This is a genomic window from Paenibacillus sp. YIM B09110 (genome assembly GCF_037167145.1).
Taxonomy (GTDB): domain Bacteria; phylum Bacillota; class Bacilli; order Paenibacillales; family Paenibacillaceae; genus Pristimantibacillus.
In genome coordinates, this window is the sequence record NZ_JBANSP010000003.1 from 104131 (window position 1) to 126457 (window position 22327).

22 protein-coding genes are annotated in these 22327 nt (G+C 47.1%); 15 read left to right on the forward strand and 7 right to left on the reverse strand.

All coding sequences use genetic code 11. The annotated features are described in order from the left end of the window. Positions 1–20 precede the first annotated feature (20 nt). From V8F51_RS05125 to V8F51_RS05135, 3 genes are read left to right on the forward strand one after another with little or no spacing between them, the layout of a single operon-like run. Entirely contained in the window at positions 21–365 is a 345-nt protein-coding gene (locus V8F51_RS05125; protein WP_337098994.1) for a restriction endonuclease subunit S, read from the forward strand. Further along, positions 362–745 carry a hypothetical protein gene (locus V8F51_RS05130; protein ID WP_337098995.1) on the forward strand — a complete coding sequence of 128 codons (384 nt, stop codon included), beginning with the start codon at positions 362–364 and terminating at the stop codon, positions 743–745. Before V8F51_RS05125 ends, V8F51_RS05130 begins: the two co-directional genes overlap by 4 nt. After that, positions 732–989: a hypothetical protein gene (locus V8F51_RS05135; RefSeq protein WP_337098996.1), complete on the forward strand. Its 258-nt coding sequence runs from the start codon at positions 732–734 to the stop codon at positions 987–989. The genes V8F51_RS05130 and V8F51_RS05135 overlap by 14 nt, the downstream gene beginning before the upstream one ends. Here the strand turns inward: V8F51_RS05135 and V8F51_RS05140 are convergent. Next, on the reverse strand, positions 971–2014 hold the full coding sequence (locus V8F51_RS05140; RefSeq protein ID WP_337098997.1) for a ketoacyl-ACP synthase III: 1044 nt from the start codon (positions 2012–2014) through the stop codon (positions 971–973). The two genes, V8F51_RS05135 and V8F51_RS05140, sit on opposite strands and share 19 nt — an antisense overlap. Positions 2015–2179: 165 nt before the next feature. Here V8F51_RS05140 and V8F51_RS05145 point away from each other — a divergent pair, with 165 nt between their 5' ends. From V8F51_RS05145 to V8F51_RS05170, 6 genes are all read left to right on the forward strand, one after another. Then, positions 2180–2908, forward strand: coding sequence for a YhcN/YlaJ family sporulation lipoprotein (locus V8F51_RS05145; RefSeq protein WP_337098999.1), 729 nt, complete (start codon positions 2180–2182; stop codon positions 2906–2908). A gap of 176 nt (positions 2909–3084) precedes the next feature. Next, the gene (locus V8F51_RS05150) at positions 3085–6909 is read left to right on the forward strand and encodes a glycosyltransferase family 39 protein (RefSeq protein WP_337099000.1); all 3825 of its coding nucleotides are present in this window, start codon (positions 3085–3087) and stop codon (positions 6907–6909) included. Positions 6910–6931: 22 nt separating this feature from the next. Further along, positions 6932–7948, forward strand: coding sequence for a glycosyltransferase family 2 protein (locus tag V8F51_RS05155; RefSeq protein ID WP_337099001.1), 1017 nt, complete (start codon positions 6932–6934; stop codon positions 7946–7948). Further along, on the forward strand, positions 7899–8387 hold the full coding sequence (locus V8F51_RS05160; RefSeq protein WP_337099002.1) for a GtrA family protein: 489 nt from the start codon (positions 7899–7901) through the stop codon (positions 8385–8387). Before V8F51_RS05155 ends, V8F51_RS05160 begins: the two co-directional genes overlap by 50 nt. 33 nt (positions 8388–8420) lie before the next feature. Then, complete coding sequence (locus V8F51_RS05165; RefSeq protein ID WP_337099003.1) at positions 8421–9110, forward strand: class D sortase; 690 nt, start codon at positions 8421–8423, stop codon at positions 9108–9110. A 126-nt stretch (positions 9111–9236) separates the two neighbouring features. Then, positions 9237–10421, forward strand: a complete 1185-nt coding sequence (locus V8F51_RS05170) for a hypothetical protein (protein ID WP_337099004.1) — start codon at positions 9237–9239, stop codon at positions 10419–10421. Between the two features lie 77 nt (positions 10422–10498). Here V8F51_RS05170 and V8F51_RS05175 read toward each other — a convergent pair whose 3' ends face one another. Genes V8F51_RS05175 through V8F51_RS05195 form a run of 5 tightly spaced genes read right to left on the reverse strand, consistent with a single transcriptional unit; the run spans position 10499 to position 15362 of the window. Continuing rightward, entirely contained in the window at positions 10499–11308 is an 810-nt protein-coding gene (locus V8F51_RS05175; RefSeq protein WP_337099005.1) for a UTP--glucose-1-phosphate uridylyltransferase, read from the reverse strand. A gap of 6 nt (positions 11309–11314) precedes the next feature. Then, positions 11315–12037, reverse strand: a complete 723-nt coding sequence (locus V8F51_RS05180) for a glycosyltransferase (protein ID WP_337099006.1) — start codon at positions 12035–12037, stop codon at positions 11315–11317. A 24-nt stretch (positions 12038–12061) separates the two neighbouring features. Then, positions 12062–13045, reverse strand: a complete 984-nt coding sequence (locus V8F51_RS05185; RefSeq protein ID WP_337099007.1) for a polysaccharide biosynthesis protein — start codon at positions 13043–13045, stop codon at positions 12062–12064. A 26-nt stretch (positions 13046–13071) separates the two neighbouring features. Beyond that, a complete protein-coding gene (gene wecB / locus V8F51_RS05190; RefSeq protein WP_337099008.1) occupies positions 13072–14199 on the reverse strand; it encodes a non-hydrolyzing UDP-N-acetylglucosamine 2-epimerase in 1128 nt (375 codons plus the stop codon). A gap of 14 nt (positions 14200–14213) precedes the next feature. Then, complete coding sequence (locus V8F51_RS05195) at positions 14214–15362, reverse strand: glycosyltransferase family 2 protein (protein WP_337099009.1); 1149 nt, start codon at positions 15360–15362, stop codon at positions 14214–14216. A 233-nt stretch (positions 15363–15595) separates the two neighbouring features. Between V8F51_RS05195 and V8F51_RS05200 the strand changes: the two genes are divergently transcribed. Genes V8F51_RS05200 through V8F51_RS05225 form a run of 6 tightly spaced genes read left to right on the forward strand, consistent with a single transcriptional unit; the run spans position 15596 to position 21726 of the window. Further along, complete coding sequence (locus tag V8F51_RS05200; protein ID WP_337099010.1) at positions 15596–16702, forward strand: polysaccharide biosynthesis C-terminal domain-containing protein; 1107 nt, start codon at positions 15596–15598, stop codon at positions 16700–16702. A gap of 54 nt (positions 16703–16756) precedes the next feature. Then, positions 16757–17530, forward strand: a complete 774-nt coding sequence (gene rfbF, locus V8F51_RS05205) for a glucose-1-phosphate cytidylyltransferase (RefSeq protein WP_337099370.1) — start codon at positions 16757–16759, stop codon at positions 17528–17530. A 14-nt stretch (positions 17531–17544) separates the two neighbouring features. Next, positions 17545–18627: a CDP-glucose 4,6-dehydratase gene (gene rfbG, locus V8F51_RS05210; protein WP_337099011.1), complete on the forward strand. Its 1083-nt coding sequence runs from the start codon at positions 17545–17547 to the stop codon at positions 18625–18627. A gap of 8 nt (positions 18628–18635) precedes the next feature. Beyond that, entirely contained in the window at positions 18636–19535 is a 900-nt protein-coding gene (locus V8F51_RS05215; RefSeq protein WP_337099013.1) for an NAD-dependent epimerase/dehydratase family protein, read from the forward strand. Between the two features lie 20 nt (positions 19536–19555). Further along, a complete protein-coding gene (locus V8F51_RS05220; protein WP_337099015.1) occupies positions 19556–20551 on the forward strand; it encodes a hypothetical protein in 996 nt (331 codons plus the stop codon). A 38-nt stretch (positions 20552–20589) separates the two neighbouring features. Continuing rightward, a complete protein-coding gene (locus tag V8F51_RS05225) occupies positions 20590–21726 on the forward strand; it encodes a glycosyltransferase family 2 protein (RefSeq protein ID WP_337099017.1) in 1137 nt (378 codons plus the stop codon). Between the two features lie 53 nt (positions 21727–21779). Here the strand turns inward: V8F51_RS05225 and V8F51_RS05230 are convergent, their stop codons facing one another. After that, on the reverse strand, positions 21780–22277 hold the full coding sequence (locus V8F51_RS05230) for an AAA family ATPase (RefSeq protein WP_337099019.1): 498 nt from the start codon (positions 22275–22277) through the stop codon (positions 21780–21782). Positions 22278–22327: the final 50 nt, after the last annotated feature.

Genomic DNA, 22327 nt, shown 5'->3' on the forward strand with positions numbered 1-22327 from the left:
AGCGGGGGCGGGGCGATTATATGAATCGTGAGGAAGCCTATTTAAAAATGGTAAGCTCAGCAGCCAGCATGCAGTGGAGCATTGCCTTCATTCTCCAGGCTAAGGCGACTGAAGCGGAGAAACAGCAAGCTTGGGTCTTGAATCATGTCGAGAGCCGCATCTTTGACAGCCAGCAGTCGCAACTGAATCAGTCTGTCCAATATCATGAAATGGTGCTGGAGACGATTGAAGGGATTACGAAGGTCAATCAGAGTATGGTTTCCATCCTGAAGGCTGTCCTCGATAAAGAAGAGGCAAGCGAAGGCTTCGCGGGTATGGAGGGCGGCTTCGGGAACAATCAAGCGTTCGGGGATAAAAGAAGATGAGTACGTCATTGACGGAACAAGCGGCCAAAGCGTCGCTCATTCATTCGATAGCGAAAAGCCAGCACGCTCTGGCGCGAATATTGGATAGCATAGCGAATGTTGCCGAGCAATCACCCGAAACAGCCAAGCTGCTTCGGGATAACATTCGCATGTTGACCGATATGCAGCGAGCAATGGCAGAAGCGATGATAAGGACAGAGCAAAGTAATCGGGGCAAAAGCCGTAGGATCAGCAGCAGTAACCCCGGCAAAGCCGTAAAGTCAACGGGATCAGAGATAAACCGGAGGAAGACGCTTTGGTCTCCGCGCCCTGTAAGCCGCCGTGGAGCGAAGACCGGCAGCTCTCCAAGGAAGGCAGGCAGCCGCCATGGCAAGAAATAGACGCAAAGCTTCTCGCAAAAAAACGTCGAGCGTAGCCTCCTCAGCTAAGAGGATCGGTCACGGAATGAAGGGCAGCCAAAGAAAAAAGACGCTTCTGCGCCGAAATGCGGTGCAACGGAAGCGTCTGTCTAGCGATGACAAGGAGCTTGCGAGCCAAAAGCACTTCTATAATCTAGGTTATAATTCTGGCTTTGCGAAAGGCTTCGAGGACGGTCATCTGAAAGCTTATGAAGATAAATTGTAGCGATCCGACTGCATGGACCAGCGAATAAGAACGCCTGCCTGCGTCAATCCGCCGCCGAACCCATACAGAAGCACGAATTGTCCTGGTTTCACACGACCTTCTCGAACGGCGTTATCGAGCGCAAGAGGAATCGATGCGGCTGATGTATTGCCGTAATCGCCCATGCTTGTAAGCGTGCGCTCCTTAGCGATGCCAGTTCTTTCACAAATTGCATCTACAATTCGCATATTTGCGCTGTGCGGCACGAACCAATCGATGTCGCCTGGTTGGAGGCCGTATCGGGCAAGCATGTTCGTAATGCCTTCCGACACTTGTGAAATCGCCCACTTGTACACTTCTTGACCGTTCTGCACCAACCGTCTGTTCTGCTGAATCGGATGCTCGCCAATCGAAGGTGCTAATCCGCTCAAATAGACCTGATGTCCGAGCGAGCCGTCGGTAGTGGAATACATGGCGGTAACGCCGCCTTTGCCCTCGGCATCCTTCTCCATAAGAATGGCGCCAGCTCCGTCGCCGAACAGAATGCATGTCGCTCTGTCCGTGTAGTCCGTTACTTTAGACAACGTTTCTCCGCCTATAACTAATATTTTGCGGCACATGCCGGATAAGATGAGACCGTTAGCCAGTTGAATCGATGAGGCGAAGCCTGCGCATGCCGCTTGCACGTCCACCGCGCCGCAGCTGACGATGCCGAACCTCGCTTGGACAAGCGAGGCAACACCCGGAACGATTGCATTAGGTGTCGTTGTCGCCACAATAATGTAGTCCACATCCGTAGGGTCCACGTCGTACCGGTCAATCATATCTTGAACGGCAGCTATACATAAGTCGCTCGTGTATTCATGTTCGGCCGCTATCCGACGCTCATGGATACCCGTACGACGAACAATCCATTCATCATTGGTATCGACCAGCTTCTCCAAATCGCTGTTCGTCATTCTGCGTTCTGGCACGTAGGAGCCGATCGCCGTTATAGCGGCATTGGATTGAATCATGGCATGGTGATTCGCAGCAGCGTTACTCATAGCTTAACCACTCCTCCAAATAGTTAGTATCAGGTACTAATACTTGATACTAATTTATATTACCAATGATATTTTGTCAACGGAAAGAATAGGTGTCGTTCGAACTGCTTATCCTAAAAATCGGGCCAACAGCGCTCGAAACTACAGGTTTGGGGGCGAATAAGCATGCGCAGCAAAATGGCGGCTTTGGCAGCAAGCGTACTGCTCGGCACGATGCTGGCCGGGTGCAGCCAGTATCAAGGCGATGTCGGCAACAAAAATATACGGCCTAATAGTGTCCGCTATGATGCCAATGGCAACATCATCAAGGACAAGCGGTTCGCCAACGATCAGATGAATGAAATGAACCGTGTAAACGGCCGCAGGTTAAATAGCAATAATGTAGTCGGTTCGCATAAAGTGTATCGCATGGAAATGAGCGACAAAATCGCTGAACGTCTTACCGCTATGGATGCGGTCAAGTCATCGTATGTCATGCTCACGGATTCTAATGCCTATGTTGCCGTATCGCTTGACGAGAGCGAGCCGAAAGGCAACTCCAAACTAATGAGCCGTTCGAATTATGGATATATCGGCAAGGACGGCATTAAGATGAGCAAAAAAATGAGCAGCCTGTCCACCGGAGAAAATAAGCTTACCGACGAGATCAAGGATCAAATCGCGAATGAGGTCAAGCGGTTAAGCCCAACAGTGGAGCATGTGTACGTATCCGCCAACCCGGACTTTGTCGGCAGGATGAATGGCTATATGAACGATGTAAAACTGGGTCATCCGATTCAAGGCTTCGTAGCCGAGTTTAACGCGATGGTCGAGAGGATCTTTCCAGCAAAATCCGGAGACAACAGCGTATTGAATCTAAAAGGAACAAAGCCTAAGACAATGATTTACGATTAGGTTGCATATGCGTTGACAGCCATAAGCCGGTTGAAGGATAGCTTTCCTTTGCCGGTTTATTTCTGCAGCATAGATTGAAGTTTTTTTATTTGACCGAGCCGATATTATCCGATAGAGTGTAATTGTATTTTCATGTAAAAAAAGCGCTTATTTATCCCTATGAGGTGGAATATATAATGATTAGAACTCTGTTGCTTCGTGTCCTTATCGCTCTCTTTATGCTGCTTGGGTTATTGCCTGTAACAACAGGTTACGCTGCGGACAATCTGCTCAAAAATGGCGGCTTCGAACAATTGACCTCATTCAATCCTGATGGATGGGAGCAAGCCCAATACGTGACGGAGAGCGGGGTTACCAACTATGGCATTGCCGAAGTAGGCGTCAAATCAGGTTTAACTGCCGCCGTTATCGAGAATAAGGAAGAGAATCATGCACGTTGGACGCAGCGCGTCGCTGTTGAGGCAGGGAAAACGTATAAGTTCTCGGGTTATGTGAAGACGGAAGGGTTAATGCAGGACCGAACAGGTGCGCATTTCTTCGTAGACGGGGTAGCCGCCGAGTACCCTAATAAGTCGGAAACGAATGGTCAGTGGGAGTACTTGGAGTTCTATGGCAAGACGGGCAAGGATCAGAAAGAGATCATATTCGGCGCAAGTCTCGGCGGTTATGGAAGCCTGAACGCCGGCAAAGCATACTTCGATGATGTAAGCATAGAGAAGGTTGCCGCTGCTCCTAATGGAGCGCAGGTGTTCGATCTGGTTGCCACCGCTCCAGCCCAGCCTGATGATGATGCTGCGAAAGCCGTGCATCATGTATCCATTATTCCGCTCTTAATCTATTCCATATTGTTCACGCTGTTGTTCGTATTTATATACAAAACAGTATTCCGTAACGATAAGCTTGAATTGAAAGGAAATTCACCTTACATATTGTTGGCCTTGCTTCTTATCTCCGCGTTTGCTTTACGGGCGGCTATTGCGGTATCGACAGGCGGGTATGCGACTGATATTGCGTTATTTATCGCTTGGGCTGACCATGCCGTGACGCAAGGCTTATCGGGATTTTACAATTCCGGCGTATTCGTCGATTATCCGCCGGGCTATATTTATGTCCTGTACGTGCTGGGTACGCTCAAATCGTTGCTTGGCATTCAAGCTGGGACAGATGCAGCGCTGCTGTTGTTCAAGCTGCCGGCAATTCTTGCCGATCTCGGCGCTGCTTACTTCATCTTCCGGCTTGCAAGGAAGAAGCTAAGTCCGGCGTTCGCGCTCGGACTAGCTGTTCTATACGCCTTCAATCCGGCAGTTATCGTAGATTCCGCTGCATGGGGGCAGGTCGATTCGATCTTTACGCTGGTCCTTGTGCTCTCATTCTACAATTTGAGTCAAAGCAAAATCGAGCGGGCTTCTGTATGGTTCGCGATAGCAGCGCTTGTCAAGCCGCAAGCATTCATCTTCATGCCAGTACTGCTGCTGTACTTCGTTCATCGCAGGGCATGGAAGCAAATTCCGATCAGCGCTTTATTCGGCTTCGCCACGTTCGGCTTGTTGGCCGTCCCTTACTTCTGGGGCAATGGGGGCATCAGCGCGTTATTGGATTTGTACTCGGGTACCTTATCCTCTTACCCGTATGCATCTCTTAATGCGTTCAATCTCTATACGCTGATCGGCGCGAACTGGAAAGCGCTTGACCAGCAATGGCTGCTGCTCACATTCAAAGCATGGGGCAATCTGTTCATTATTGCTGCGGTAGCGCTTGCCGTATACTTCTCATTCAGGAAAAAGAAGGACGACGGGGAGACACCGGATCATTCCTTCTATCTTGCGGCACTTCTCATTACCGTCGTATTCATGCTTGTGACGAAGATGCATGAGCGTTACTTGTTCCCTGTAATGCTGCTGAGCCTCGTTTCGTTCATGCAGTCCTTCGATCGAAGAATGCTTTATTTATTTTTGGGCTTCAGCCTGACCAGCTTCATAAATGTCGCTTATGTGCTTGATTTCAGCAAGGCAGGTACTTTCGTACCGATGAACGGTATCCTGATGCTTATTTCCATGGCTAATATCGGATTACTGCTATACATGCTTTATATCGGATATGATATGTATAAGAGGGGAAGAATCGTCGGTATTGATCCGTTTACTGAAGCAGATGCCAAGGCATCTGACTATGCCGCCGTAGCGGAGTTCAAGCAACAGAAAGCAGAAGAAGGCGCTGAGACGTCGAAGCTCGCTTGGCTATCGCGGCCGGATTGGATATGGATGGGCGCCGTCACCCTTATCTATGCTGTAATTGCTCTGATCAATCTAGGCTCACATCATGCTCCTGTAACCGTGTGGCAGCCGAGTTCGTCTGGACAAAGCTTCTACGTCGACCTTGGAGAGAGCAAGCAGCTCACGATGATTAACAGCTTCGGTGGCGTAGGGACCGGCAAGTACAAATACGAGTTTAGCGACACGGCTGACGATTGGAGCGGCGCTGTAGAAGTCGAGAGCAGTCATGTGGCCGTATTCAAGTGGAATAGTCAACAGATCGATGTTGCAGCCCGTTATGTTCGTCTAACGACTGTAAATACCGGATTCTCGATGCATGAGCTCGCCTTCTTCGAGCAAGGCAGCGAGCAGCCGCTCCCAATCGCGGCAGTCCATGCGGAAGAAGCCGTTGATGCGAAGCGCGGCAGCGTACAGCAGCTCTTCGACGAGCAAGACGAAGTGAAGGTTAAGGAAACCTTCATGAACAGCTCTTACTTCGATGAAATTTATCATGCTAGAACGGCTTATGAGCATTTGGAGCATATCGTGGCCTATGAAAATACGCATCCGCCGCTCGGCAAGCTATTGATCGCGCTCGGAATCAAGTTGTTCGGGCTTAATCCGTTCGGCTGGCGGATAGTCGGCACACTCGTGGGAATCGCAATGCTTCCGCTTATGTATATGATCGCAAGACGTTTGCTGGGCAGAACGACCTACGCAGCGACAGCAACCATATTGCTGGCTGCTGATTTCATGCATTTTGCACAGACGCGGATTGCTACGATTGACGTATATGGCGTATTTTTCATTATGCTCATGTTTTATTTCATGCATCGCTACAGTTCACTTAATTTCTATAAGGTTAAGCTGCAAACGACGCTGCTGCCGCTGTTCCTAGCAGGACTTTTCTTCGGAATCGGCGTAGCATCGAAGTGGATCGTCTTGTACGGAGGCATCGGACTTGCCGTTATGCTTGCTCTGTCGTTATATGACCGGTACAGACAATATGCCGCAGCCAAGCGATTGCTTGAGGCGAATCGGACAGAAGACTTGGATAAGGAACAATTGACGTCAATTGTGAAGGTGTTCCCGAAATATACGATTGTGACACTGGCCAGCTGCATCGGTTTCTATATTGTCATTCCGTTGCTTATTTACTCTCTTAGCTATATTCCAGTGCTTAATGTGATGGACAAAGGGTATACGATTCAAAGTTTTATTGATTATCAGAAAAATATGTTCAACTACCACAGCAACTTAGTGTCAACGCATCCGTTCTCCTCGTCGTGGTGGGAATGGCCGTTCATGAAGCGGCCAGTCTGGTATTACTCGGGAGATGATATGCCGGCCGGAATGGCATCGTCCATTGCTGCGCTTGGCAATCCGCTCATATGGTGGACGGGAATCTTCGCGATGGCAGGGGCGTTCTGGCTTAGCATTAAGCGCGGCGATCGGTCGGTCTACATGATATGGATCGCCTTCTTGGCGCAATATGTGCCTTGGATGCTCGTCACCAGGCTGACCTTCCTGTATCATTATTTTGCAATGGTGCCGTTCATCATCCTGAGCATCGTCTACATCTTCAAAGCGATCGAAGAGAAGAAGCCTAGCTTCAGTCGCATCAGAGCTATATTCACTGCGGTATCTGTTGCTTTGTTCATCATGTTCTACCCGGTCTTGTCTGGAATGACCGTAAGCAGCGATTACATCAGACATTGGCTGCGTTGGTTCGGTAGTTGGGTATTCTAGATCGTTCTATGGAGGCGAATGAATGAAAGCCGCTAAAGTCAAATACAGCATTATTATACCGATGTACAATGAAGAGGAGGTCATCGAGCATACGTATGACCGTCTCAAGCAAGTAATGGACACCACCGATGAAAACTATGAGCTGATCTTCGTCAATGACGGAAGCCGTGATCGGACAGCCCAGCTCATTAGCATGATTAGCGAGTTCGATCCAAATGTCCGCCTGATCGACTTCTCGCGCAACTTCGGTCATCAGATTGCGATATCAGCAGGGATGGATTACGCGCAAGGCGATGCGATTGTCGTGATCGATGCCGATTTGCAAGATCCGCCAGAGGTCATTCTCGATATGATCACGAAATGGAAGGAGGGCTACGAGGTCGTCTATGGCAAGCGTCTGAAGCGTAAAGGGGAAACCTTTTTCAAGAAAGCGACAGCTAAGGTGTTCTATCGAATTTTGCGCAGCATGACGAGTTTCGATATTCCGATCGATACAGGCGACTTCCGTCTGATTGACCGCAAAGTGTGCGACGTATTGCGCGGATTGAAGGAGAAAAACCGTTTCGTGCGCGGACTCGTCAGTTGGATCGGCTTCCGGCAAACGATGGTCGAATACGTTCGCGAGGAACGATTCGCAGGCGAGACCAAATATCCGCTCAAGAAGATGATCGGCTTCGCGCTCGACGGCATTACATCCTTCTCTTATAAGCCGCTTAAGATTGCGACATATGTCGGCTTCACACTATCGATCGGAAGCTTCATATATTTATTAGTCGTTGTGTTCCAAAAGCTGTTCTCAGGATTCCCTGTACAGGGTTGGGCGTCCATTGTCGCCGTCAATCTGCTGTTTAACGGAATTATTCTTATGATTCTAGGCGTTATTGGCGAATACATTGGCCGAATCTATGACGAGTCGAAAGGACGCCCGTTATATATTGTCCGTGACGTGCAGGGCTATTCGAGCATCGCTGGCAGTGAAGGTGATGAAGATGGGGCAGGTACTGGCAACAATCGAGATCGGGATAAACAATATGTCTAGCAACGGCCGCAGCCGCAAGGCGTTAGCCATTCAATTCTTAACGTTTAATGCAGTGGGTCTACTAAATACGGCAATCGATATTGTTCTATTTGCTCTGCTCGTATGGCTAGGCGTTCACTTTGCGATCGCGCAGGTGATATCTTACGGCGCAGGAATGGTTAACAGCTTCATACTGAATAGCAAATTCACGTTCGGTGGAGAGACCGGAGGATCAGGAGCAGCTGTGTCTCACAAGCCGGCGCGCTTGAAGAAGTTGATTCGTTTCGTTGTATGGAACGGTGTTATACTAGCCGTCTCAATTCTATTATTGGCTCTGCTGACGAAGCTAGCCGGTATGGAGGAGCTATACGGAAAGCTGATTGCAACGGCGGTGACGGTAGTCATTAATTTCTATGGCAGCAAGCGCTGGGTATTCGCTGGCGCGCGTGTCAATGGATAGGTGAATAAGCTCTAGAAACAAGAGGTGAGCAAGATGAGAAAAATATTGTCTTATACATTAGTTATACTTGGCATATTAGTGCTTCTCTACCCGAAGGCCAGCGAATGGTACGAAGGGAAGCAGCAGGAACGGCTGATGGCGGAATGGGAGGATGCGAGCTTCGACCAAACCGCAGAGGATGAGGCACAAGCTCAGTTTGAGGATCTGACGAGCTTATTCAGCGAGGAGCCGGGTAATTCAGTCGAGACTGTCGATACCGCTGCGGTGACGACGGAAGCGCCATTAGCCACAATAGCGCCTACTGAAAAGCCTAAGGCAGAGATGCCGAAGCTGCAGACGATCGCCACGATCAAGATTCCGAGCATTAAGCTGAGCCTGCCCATACTGGAAGGGGCAACGCAGAAAAATATGAAATATGCAGCTGCTCATCTGAAGGAGACCGCTAAGCTCGGCCAGGTAGGCAACGCCGCGATCGCTGCCCACCGCATGAGAGCGAAGGGCAAGCTGTTCAATCGGCTCGGGGAAGTGAAGGTCGGCGATAAAATAACGGTCGAAACAAAGGGTGAGACGTTCACTTATACGGTATATGACGTATCCATTGTCGAGCCTACCGATGTGTCCGTCTTGAACTACAATAATAAAGATAAACTGCTTACGCTCATTACATGCGACCCGATTGTGAAGCCGACCCATCGTCTTATCGTTCATGCGAAATTAAGCTAGACTTCCAAATATAGACTTTTAGCAGGGATTCATATGACGGGGGACAATCATATACTAAAGGAAGAGAGGAGAGATCTGCAAAGTGAATGCGTATCGACTATCTTCCAATCGTATAGTGGGAATTGAATGATTGTTGGGACGGTTTCAACCGCTCGTGATTTGCCAAGCACCATTGTCATGGCTAGATCGGTTAAGGAGCATATGCCAGGTTCTAGAATCGTGGTAGGCGTTATGGAGGAAACTCTGCCTCTGGACGCAATGAACTGTCCTTATTTCGATGAGGTTATCCAGTTAAAGAATGTTCTGCGTTTCCCGAATCTATCGAAATTTTGGTTTCAATATGATGAGCAGGAAGCAAAAAATGCATGCAAAGCTCCGCTTTTGAGCTATATTTATGATAAGTATGTGGATGAGCAGCTGTTCGTTTATTTGGAATCAAATATAAAGGTATACTCTCCCCTAACCGAGCTTGAAGCAATCTCTGAGCGCCATCCGATTACGATTGCCGGTTATCGAACGAATTACGATTTCATGGAATGGGATTTACAGATTGAAGGGGACAAGGCGAATGTCTATAATATGGGCTTACTGGCACTATCAAGACATTCGGAAGCGAGACGGTTTCTGTCCTGGTGGACCAATATAGGCGAGCGTCATTCCGGCAGCGAATACTCGTTTCTTGATCTAACGCCGATATTCTTTGACGATGTCTATATTTTGCGGCATCCGGGCTACGGAATTGAGCATCGTAATTTGGTAGAGAGATGGAATATCGCTCAATCTGGCGTTGGATCTTACACGGTTAACAGCGAGCCTCTCCGCTGTATCCTCTTCACTCCCGAGCTTGCTACGGCGGCCGGCTGGCTGGACGAGAATAAATCACAAATTTACAGTCAAATCTATCAACGTTATACGTTAGAGGTGGAGGGTGTAGCTAAGACCGCTCCGATTGCCAAGCCTTGGAGTTATGGCAGTTTTGCAAACGGAGAGCCCATTGCGAAAGCAGCCAAGCAAGCGTTTCGCAACAATTACTACGATAATTCGGCCATCGACAATCCGTTTCTTCTCAGCAACGGTTTCTTTCATCCCCAACCCTCTAACTACAGATCGTCCACAAATCATCAGTTCCGTTTCCCGCGCAAGTCAGTAAGAAAGCATAAGTGGCCGAAGGCAGGTAGGCGCAGAACGGTTCCTGCTTTCAAGAGAAGGACATCGAAGCCGCTCGTATATAAGCGTTTACGAGCTCGCGCAGCAAGACTACGCAACCGTCCGCTAATGACGAAACGGGCTCGTATCGTTCCGAACCGTTAGAAGATTCATAATTTAACTGGCAGATATAGTGCGAGGCAGAATAGCGCCCTCTATGGGGAGTTATTCTGCCTCTGTTGTTATGTCCTTTTTCTCAATTCAAGCGCTCGCTGCTGCAGCTTAATATATTGTTCTTCGATGCTCGTATCGAACCATCGTTCGTTGTAAGCATAACCGATCATTCGGTTCGAACGGCAAACTTCGTTCAGTGCATCGGTTAATTGAATCTCGCCGTTCACATCCGGCTTGGTCCGGCGCAGCTTATCGAAAATATGTGGCTTGGCGATGTAACGTCCCATAAGGGCTAGTTGTGACGGAGGATGGAGAGGCTTCTCGACGATCGAGTCGATGTCGTACGTTCGCGCATTGATGCGCGAGGCGGATACGACGCCGTAGTTGGACAGCAGCTCCTTTTTCACCGTCTGCAGCCCGATGACATTGGCGCGGTATTGCTCGAAACACTTGATTAGCGGTGCGAGCATTGATGTGCGACTTAAGCTAATCTGATCAGGGAGCATAATGGCGAAAGGCTCACCTGCCGCGAACGACTGGCCAAGCAGGATTGCATGGCCGAGTCCGAGCGGCTCATTTTGCCGGATGTATTGGATATTGAGCTTGGTTGGAGCGATTAGCGGAAGCAGATTCTCCTTCTGCCGCTCTGTCAAGTAAGCCTCGAGCTCCGGTGAGCGGTCGAAATAGTTCATGATCTCCGTCTTGTTCCGGGACAGTACGATGAGTATATCCGTTATTCCTGCCTGCACCGCTTCGGCAACGACATAATCGATCGCAGGCTTATTGCCGATCGGGAATAGCTCCTTCGGAATGACCTTCGTTGCCGGGAGATTGCGTATTCCGTAGCCTGCTGCCGGAATGATCGCTTTGCGAATCACGTGGAATCACCTCTTGACTGCGTACTTCAACCATTTTCTTGTTCGGGCGATGAATCTTCCCGTTTTTAGCAGATAGGATCTTTTGGGTCTCCAAGTATGCATGTTCGGATCTGATCGACGCATATAGACGTAGTTATGTCTATTCGTCGCATAGATTCTATAGCCGCTCTTGCGAAATCTCGTCATGAAATCGACATCCTCGCCGAGTGACAGCGCACCGAATCTTACCTGCTGGAACGCGCTCTTCCGGATAACCATCGTACCGCCGGCAACATAGTTTTGGTAGCTATTCTCATAGCCGGGAAACCGCAATATGAGCATTCCATCTTCAAGGAAGTAGGTTAAAACGGACCGTTTACCGACCATGTCGACGTTTTTGCGCCGCATGGCTCGCAAGGCGGTAGTTAAATAGTACTTCGAATAGAAGTCATCGTCGTCGAACTTTGCTATGACATTGTATCGGCCTAAGTCGGCGGCATAGTTGAGGCACTCGCCGAGCGAGTATGACTCGGATAACTGGAAAATGAAGACGTCATGGTACGATTTTGCTTTCTCGTACCAGACACCCGCGTCTATCGAATTGCTGTTCAATATGATAATAAGCTGCTTGTTGGGAAGCAACTGACGTTGATAGTTGTCAAAAATGTTATTCATATACTGTAGTTTATTCGTACTCGTAATAATCGTTACGCCATTAATAAATCTAGATGAAAGAGCTGCTTCTTGCATAATGGAATCACCTCGGCAAGTAGATTAGATGAACTTCCCTTTTTTAAGCAAGAGCTTAATCTCGTCATGAGACATTAACTCCTGATCGGATTGGTAATAAGGAAAGCCGATGTTGTTCAGATGCTTATAGTGATTTAGAAGCTGATCATCCGGATGGGACGGTAGAATAACGAAATATTGCTTGTCGTATTGGAACGTGGTTAGCGATTCCGCTCGTGAGATAAGAACCTCGTGCAGCTTCTCACCTTCGCGCATCCCGATCTCCATGACAGGCAGATCGTTCTGATCATATATGGACTTGAGCACGTCGATCAGATCGGTAATTTTGCAGGCTGGCATCTTCATGACGAAGGTCTCGCCGCCAATTGCGGCGGAAGCAGCTTTAATGAGCAGCTCGATTGCTTCCGGAATCGTAAGGAAGAAGCGCGTCATTTCTTTATCGGTGAGCGTGAGCGGTTTGCCTTGAGCGATTTGCTGCTTAAACAGAGGCACGACGCTTCCGTTCGTGCCAAGCACGTTGCCGCCGCGAATGCAGACAAACTTAGTATGCTTACTGAGATCATTCGCTTTAATAATCAGTTTCTCGCCGATCGCTTTGGTCATTCCGTAGAAATTGATAGGATCGACCGCCTTATCTGTCGATACATCGATTACTTTCACTACACCTTGGGCGATACTCGCGCGGATGATGTTTTGCGTGCCGTTCACGTTCGTCTTTAGCGCTTCGAGAGGTTGATATTCACAAATTGGCACATGCTTCAATGCGGCGAGGTGGAACACGAAATCTACGTTCTGGCAAGCGTCGGATACCGCCTCATAGTCGCGAATATCTCCGATCAGAAAGTTCAAGACGGGGCTGTTGAATTTTCGCTTCATTTCGACTTGCGTAAATTCGTTGCGCGAAAAAATACGAATTTCCTTCGGTTCCTCAATGAGCAACTTGCGCGTCAACTCCTGACCCCAAGAGCCGGTACCCCCAGTAACGAGTATCGTTTTATTTTTAAACATGGTAAACCTCCTTATATGCTGCTTGCTTATTTGTTCCATATGACTTTGTTGATGATCGGGGTGTAGCTCTGAATGAGCTTGACGACTTTCACGGAAACATTCGTATCCCTATAATCGACGGGAGAATGCTGATGTGCCTTGTCTTGCGCATGAATGCCCACTGCGAGCCGAATCGATCCGACGAGATGCTCGCCCGTTATGCCCCCGATAACGATTGAGCCTTTGTCGAGCACTTCCGGCCGTTCGGTGCTAGTGCGTATTAAGACGCCAGGGAAGTTTAGAATGGCTGACTCCTCGCTTAGAGTGCCGCTGTCGGATAGTACGCAATAGGCATGCTGCTGAAGATGGTTGTATTCAATGAAGCCAAAAGGCTGATGGATCTGGACGAGCGGATGAAGCTCGATCTGCTTTGCTTGCAGCTTTTTGACCGATCTTGGATGGGCGGTATATAGGATCGGCAGGCCAAACTGTTCAGCTACCTCGTTCACCGCGGTCATGAGCGAGAAGAGCTGGCTGTCAATATCCAGGTTTTCTTCACGATGCGCGCTTAGGACGAAATACCGGTTAGGTTCAAGACTGAACTTTGTGAGCACCTCGCATTTATTGATCGCTTCTTGATGGTCGCGCAATACCTCAGTCATCGGCGAACCGGTAACGAATATATGCTCCTTGCGAACGCCCTCGGCTAACAGATAACGTCTGCTATGTTCCGTATAGGGCAGGTTGATATCACTAATGTGGTCGACGATTCGCCGGTTTGTTTCTTCAGGCACGTTCTGATCGAAGCAGCGGTTGCCGGCCTCCATATGGAAGATTGGAATCTTGAGCCTTTTGGCGGCAATGGCGCTAAGCGCGCTGTTCGTATCGCCTAGCAATAGCACGGCATGCGGCCGTTCCCGCTCCATAATCTCGTAAGAACGGGCAATGACGTTGCCGATCGTTTCGCCAAGGTTGTGGCCGACTACATTCAAATAATAATCGGGCTTGCGAAGTTGTAGATCTTCGAAGAAAATATCGTTCAGCGTGGGATCCCAGTTCTGTCCGGTGTGCACGAATATGTGTTCGAAGTGTACGTCGCAAGCTTTAATAACCGCCGATAAACGTATAATCTCCGGCCTCGTGCCCAGTATCGTCATCACTTTCAACTTGTTCACTTCAGACCGCCCTCCTAGTAAAATCTAGCGACCATGAGCTCAAACAGCTTATGGGTCTGGTATAGCTGATTAAATAAAGGCTGCTCAGGCGTATCCTGAGCAAGCAACATATTAACGTTTAGCTCATTCGTCAAATATTCTGTCGGAAGAGGGATATGAGAGGAATAGAACATGGCATAGGGAGAATAGATCATTTCTCTGGCTTTCATCATTACTTCCCGATCGGAAGCCGAAGGCATGCTGACGTATTGAACTCTTGGGTCGGGCATGTTGGTTACAATGGGATGCAGAACCATGTTTGGCGTTTGATCGATGACAATGCAGATCAGGTTATGATGAGTTTGATTCAAAATGCCGCTCAGTCTTTCGATTTCATTCGATGAAGCGGCGCTTGTGAGTAAGACTGTCACTTCGGGGTAAATTCGCCGCCGCTCTCTAGCTTCTAGACGAATTAGCTGAGATATATATTTTTTCTGACGCAAAAACAATTTAGAGGTTGCTAGTTTTCTGGACATGCTGAAAGGAGAACGGACTCTGTATTTCATAAGCTCTATCGGTAAATAGATCGTTCCACAGCGTTCTGTAACTCTAAGCCAATAATCGTAATCCTCAACAGGCGTATGCCTGTAATCTCCTACCTCGACAGCTACCGATTTTCTATACATAAATGAAGCTCCAATAAAACAGGTATTGATTAAGTTCTCAATTGGCTGTCCGCGCCATTGCCGTATAAGATTTAATCGGGCCGGCGTATGAATCGATTTTCCGTTGTTGTTGATCATATAAGAGTTGCTATAAACAAAACCGGTATGGGACGGGGCGTTGACCAGGCTTGTGCGTAACATATCGATATAATTGGGAAAGTAAATGTTGTCGCTGGATACCCAGGTTAAATAGCGGATATTGGGATTGTTTATTAATACATGAAACCCTGTATTCAGGGCATGGCTAGTGCCTTTATTGACACGATATGAAATGATCTTTACCCGTGAATCGAGTCTTGTCATTTTCCGCACCGTTTGTACCACATTAGCAGTTGTACCGTCAATTACAATGATAAGTTTATAGTTTCGGTACCTTTGGTTTAGGATGGAGCGCAGGGCAGCTTGTAGAAATCTCGTTTTTTGTTTATACACAGGCATAACAATACCTACATCCGTCATGAAATAACCTCCTCTCTAACGAATTATTGGTATTGTTCAAACTATTCGTGTTGCCGCCAGTCTGCTAACGGCAATTATCTATTTTCTATGAATATAGGCTTGAAAAGAAGTGTTGCGACTTAAATAGACGGTAGAAGCCTTATTTTTCTAGTATCAATCGCAATCCGCAATAAGTGACATATATTAGACAGAGTAATAGGGGAAATAAGTATAACGGAGAGGAGAATGTCCCGATGAATGTGTTGGTCACAGGCGCAAATGGATTTCTAGGAAAAAACCTAGTAGAAGGACTAAGCAGGTTCGACCATGTCCGAATACATGCATTTCACCGAAGCGATAGCCTGGCAGTATTGGAGAACCATTTATTGTCGGCGGATGTCATCTATCATTTAGCTGGCGTTAACCGCCCTGAGCATGAGGATGATTATAACGTAAATGAACAGTTAATGGATACGATCACAGCCATATTAAGAAAGCATAGCAAAGCTCCGAAAATCATATACGCATCAACCATCCAAGCGCTCAGTCATAATGCTTACGGAATGAGCAAAAAAGCAGCGGAGGATATTCTGATCCAATATGGGATGGAAGCACTGGCGAAGATTTATATATTCAGACTGCCGCATCTGTTCGGCAAATGGAGTAAACCGAATTATAATTCGGTAGTAGCTACCTTTTGCCACAACCTTTCAAGACAGTTAGACATTACCGTTTCCGATACGGATCATACAATAGAGCTAGCATACATCGATGATGTAGTTAATCGGTTTTTACAGCTTCTCGGTGAGGACGAGGGACCAGACGCCACATATTATGATATATCCCCTATCTTTGCCGTTACTTTAGGAGAGCTCGCGAATACTTTACGTACATTTAATAGTCTTCGCAAGACAGGTATACTTCCCCGATTAGACGATCCCCTTACCAAATATTTATACTCGACATTTTTGTCCTATCTAGACCGAGCCGACTTTGCATATGAAATCAAAACATTCCAGGATCATAGAGGCAGCTTATTCGAAGTTATTAAATCGGATGCGGCAGGCCAAATATTTGTATCCACATCATACAACGGAGTAGTGCGAGGCAATCACTATCATAATACAAAGGTTGAAAAGTTTTGTGTGATTAAGGGCAAAGCGATAGTGAAATTTCGACATATCTTTGAAGAGGCGGCCTTCGCGTACGAATTATCGGAAGAGAAGAAAGTCGTCATCGATATTCCCCCCGGCTACACGCATTCGATTGAAAACGTTACGGGGGAGGAGTTAATTGTATTGTTTTGGGCAAATGAATTTTTTCAAGCAGATCGTCCCGACACGTATGCCAATAAGGTATAACTGCTTGTACAACAGGAGGCAATGAAAATGAGTGAGCCTGTGAAGATTCCGAATATGAAGGTAGTTATTCTTGCAGGGGGCTACGGAACGAGAATTAGCGAAGAGTCTGTGCTGACGCCAAAGCCTATGATCGAAATCGGTGGGAAACCGATCCTTTGGCATATTTTAAAAATTTATTCTTCTTACGGATTTAACGATTTCATTATTTGTCTAGGGTACAAAGGAGATAAGATTAAACAATATTTTTATCATTATGCATTGCACAATTCGGACGTTACGTTTGACTATAGCCAAGAAGGACAGATGACAACCCATCAGTATATTGCTGAGCCTTGGCGTGTCACGCTTGTCGATACCGGGAAAGACACCATGACAGGCGGCAGAATCAAACGGGTAAAGGATTATTTGGGGGATGAGCCGTTCATGCTGACCTACGGCGACGGCGTATCGGATATTAACATTCGCGAGCTTGTCGAATTTCATATTCAGCATGGCAAGATGGCAACACTTACAGCTGTGCAGCCTCCTGGACGGTTCGGTTCGCTTAAGATAGACGCCGATCGTAAGGTAGAGGGTTTCGCCGAGAAAACAAAGGGCGACGGCGGCTGGATCAATGCGGGTTTTTTTGTTATGAAGCCGGAGATGATCGATTATATCGAAGGCGATCATTCTATTTTGGAACACGAGACGTTAGAGAAGCTTGCGATGGAAGGCAAGTTGATGGCGTATCCGCATACGAGCTTCTGGCATCCGATGGATACGCTCAGGGACAAAAATTATTTGGATGAGCTATATAAAGCGGGAAAAGCGCCGTGGAAAATATGGTAAACACTAGTGGGGGTATGAGCTTTTGGCTGAATAAAAAGGTGTTTATTACCGGGCATACAGGGTTTAAAGGTTCTTGGCTAAGCCTATGGCTCAGCTCGCTCGGAGCTAAAGTGACCGGCTATGCGTTAGAGGCACCAACAACTCCGTCCCTGTATCGCTTAGGTCGAATCGATGCGCTTATCCACTCGGTTATGGGGGATATACGAGACAGAAGCAAGCTCCGTGAGGCGTTGAACGCCGCCGAGCCTGACATTGTCTTTCACATGGCAGCACAGCCGCTTGTAAGGGAATCGTATCGAAATCCAGTCGAGACATACGAAGTGAATGTGCTGGGCACGGTTTATTTGTTAGATGCGGTGAAGGAACTTGGAAAGGCAGGGAAGCCAGTTAAGGCTATCGTCAATATTACAACGGATAAATGTTATGAGAACAAAGAGTGGATATGGGGCTACCGCGAGACAGATGCGCTCGGCGGCTATGATCCTTATTCGAACAGCAAAGCCTGCTCGGAGCTCGTAACGGATAGCTACTGGAATTCTTACTTCAAATTAAGCGGCAGCACGATGGTTGCAACCGCTAGGGCGGGCAATGTGATCGGCGGCGGAGATTGGGCGGATGACAGACTTATACCCGACTGTTTGCGCGCAATCGCAGCTGGTGAGGCGATTACGATTCGCAATCCCAATGCGATACGGCCTTGGCAGCATGTGCTGGAGCCTCTTAGCGGTTATATGCAGCTTGCCGAGAAGCTGGTGACCGAAGGCTCGCGTTATTGCGGAGCTTGGAACTTCGGGCCTAACGATGAATCCGTTAGAACGGTCGAATGGGTAGTAGGCCAACTCAACTCGAGATGGGGCAAGAACGTGAACATTCAACTAGAACAACAAATTCAGCCTCATGAGGCTGGCTTGCTCAAGCTCGATTGCTCTAAGTCCAATACGATACTAGGCTGGGAGCCGAAGTGGAGATTAGAGGAGACGATCGGCCAAATCGTAGCTTGGCATAAACGCTACGAGCAAGCAGATGATGTGCGCGACATTTGTCTTCATCAAATTAATGAATATACCAATTGGATTGACAGTAGGCGGTATTCATAAAAACGCCCGTGTCCTTCTTACTAACAGGGGCAACAGGGTATATCGGCTCCCGCTTGGCAAGAAGATTAGCTCATGCAGGTCATCGCGTCCATGTTGTTGTAAGACCGAATTCCAGTCTAGATTCATTGAAGCCCATCTTAAACCGTGTTCAACTTCATACGTACGATGGAACTGCGCAAAGTTTGCTTAAGCTGTTCACAACGAACCAGATCGATCTGGTTATCCATTTGGCCTCACTTGCTTCTGTGACCCATAGCTTGAACAATTTTGAATCGATGCTGCAGAGCAATATTGTATTTGGAACACAGTTGGCTGAGGCGATGCTCATTGGCAAAGTACCTTATCTTATTAATACGGGAACTTTCTCGCAGCATTATAACAACTGCGACTATAATCCACAAAGTTTATATGCCGCTACAAAGCAAGCTTTCGATGACATCATCCTTTATTATTCGGAGGCTACCTCGCTGCATTGCACGACGCTGGAACTGTTCGATAGCTATGGTCCCTTCGATCCGCGGCCGAAAATAATTCCTTTACTCATTCAGGCGTATCGCGACGGCAAGACACTTGCAATGTCTCCAGGCGAGCAACAGCTGGATCTGGTTTACATTGATGACATCGTGGACGCCTATGTAACTGCAGCAATGCGCCAGCTTCAAGGTAGGACAGCTAAGTTGGAACGCTTTGTTGTTGCAACGAATCAACCGATTACACTCAAACAGGTAGTGGAGCAGCTAGAGAGGGTGACTCAGAGCAGGCTGCCTATCATCTGGGGCGAGCGCAGCTATCGCATGCGCGAGATTATGATCCCATGGAATAAAGGTAAACAGCTGCCAGACTGGCAAGCGGTCACTTCGATTGAAGAGGGTTTGAAGCAGAGCGTGTTCGCTACGGATGATGATTAATAAATGTTAGGAGAGAGAGTATGATATTTTGCAGCGTTACGACGAATAACCATATAGGGTTCGCCGTCATGATGGCAAGCTCCATTAGAAACTACTACCCTAAAGCGAAAATCGTACTATGTTTGGTAGAAGAGAATACCACATTGCTAACACCTTATATGTCGCTTTTCGATGAGGTTATATTGGCGAAAAATCTCGGCTTCCCTCAATTCTATCGTCATATATTCAAGCATAGCGAGATGGAAGGGCCTTGCTCCTGTAAAGCAAGATTAATGCAATTTGCATTCAAGCGGTATCCAAGTGAAAGCAAATATATTTATATGGATACCGATATAATGCTCTTTGGCGATATCTCCGAGCTTATCAATGCGCTCGACGTACACCCGATTATATTAACACCGCATAACTTTATTCCTATACCGCTCATTATTCGTCATGGCGTATTCAATGCCGGTATGTTTGCAGTGCGTAAATCTCGCGCTGCTAGACGATTTTTACGCTGGTGGGCGAAAAAGTTGGATACGAGATGTTATCTGGATGTTGATAAGGGATTGAATGCAGACCAGAAGTGGCTCGATTATGTGCCGAAACGGTTCGGAGGTTATATATTTCCACATCCGGGTTATAACGTAGGGCCTTGGAATCTGAATGAAAGAATAATCACGATATCGGATTCGGGCGTCTTTCTCGTAAACGGCGAGCCTCTTAAAGCCTTTCACTTCTCAAGTTCGCTTAGGCATGCCGATTATATATCCTTCCTTCAACGTTGCGCAGGGAATGTACCCATAAGCGAGGCGACGATTCTATTGGTTAAGGCTTACTTGAATGAAATCAGCCCGCTGCGCGGTAATTATGAACATCCCTGGAGCTATAGTTACTTCCGTTCGGGCAGACCGATCGAGCTGGAGACGAGACATAAATTTAGAAATCGTCCAAGGCTCTTTGCCAAAGTGAAGAATCCGTACCTGAAATCGAATACTTTCTTTTTACGAAGACAGCCGAGCCAAAACAAGTAGCTTGTTAACAGGAATCAAGGAAGAGGGAGGAATAGACAGTGCCAGATGTAGGAATTGTGCTTCCTGTATATGTCCAAAGGAAAGACTATCTTCGCACAGCTATCCGTTCAATTCGAAACCAGTTGTACCGTAATTTCAAGCTGGTTATCGTTATAGACGGCATCACTCCGGAGGTGCAGCAGGTGGTGAATCAAGAAGCGAAACGAGACAAGCGAATCAAGGTTATTGCTTATACGCAAAATAAAGGTACAGAACACGCTTTGAACGTGGGATTCAATCACTTGAATCGAATGAAGGGCATTAGATATTTGACTTGGGTCGCAAGCGATAATATCTACCATAAACATTTTATCAAAGTTCTGAGAAATAACCTGAGACGAAGCCCTGGATCTGTAGGCTTGGCATACAGCATTATGAAATTGATCCGAAGCTCGGGAGAATTTATCTCGTATACGAAAAATTGGCAAAACCATCCGAAAGAAAAGCTGCTTGATTATAATTTCATATATGGTTCATTCATGTATAAGAAAAAGTATGCGGCGATTGCCGGACCTTACCAGCATTCACCTGTTGAAGATTACGATTATTGGCTGCGGTTAGCTGAGCATTGCGATGTTAAATACGTTCCAAGAACACTAGTCACTTATCGGATGTTCGCGCCGCTTAGCAACTCGATCAAGATCAAACGCGATCCAGTTTCCTTTCGGTTTAATCGGTATAAGTATCAACTAGTCAAGCAACTAGCTCGAACCAGAAGAGGGATTGCGACTGAAACGAGCATCATATTCCCAGTGCACGACGCTTCCGAGAATACGATTTACAGGCTGGAGGAACTGCTTAATCAAGATTACTCCAATTATCGCATCTTATTAATCGATACTTCTCCCGGTGCTGTAGTAACAGAAGCAATAAGGAATATACCTGATCCTCGTATCGACTACGTATCCGTGCCTTCTGCTACGGCGCAGGACATACGCCAGTCGACAATCCATTATGCGACAACCCCATTCGTCATGTTCTATTCGAGCCATTACAGTACAATGAAATCGGATTATATAGAGAACATGGCTGTGAGTCTAAGACAATCTCCTTATACGTTGGAAGTGGCCGAATTTGAGAATAACAAGCTCTATTCGACCGCTAACCTGCATTCGTCGTATTCTGGCGTAACTTAATATCCCCGTGGTTCGGGCGTCAACAATTGATTGCAATCGTTGACGCTTCCTTGCTACTTATTGTTCTTCAAATGTTTTTTCACCCAACCCTGGATTTGGACAACCGCTTCTGATACGGATGTAATAGAAGTGTCAATGACGGGATCAGATTTAGCTAGAGCAGCATCACGCAATCGTTGGGCATATGCATTCGTGTCTTCGAGTGCCTTCGGGGACCAACCGCCACGAGCATTTAATCGCTGAATTCTCGATGAATCACTGCAGTGCAAGAGCATATAATGAACAGGATCAAAGTGATAGAAGTAATCACATTTGTTTACATCGTACGGGAAAGGAACCGCACCAAATAAAATTGTAATATTTCCATTTAATGAATTAAAGTAAGAAACGCGCATCCAATTATTGCAAGCTGTTTGGTAGTCCTGATCATTAACGATATAGTCCATATCATATAAATTGAACCCTTTACTCATTTCTTTTCTTAATTCTTTAACGATAGTTGATTTTCCGGAACCGCTGGGACCAGTAACAATAAACAGTGGGTAGGTCATTTCTATCTCCTCCTAATCAATATGAATCTATTATTTATTAAATGCTAGAA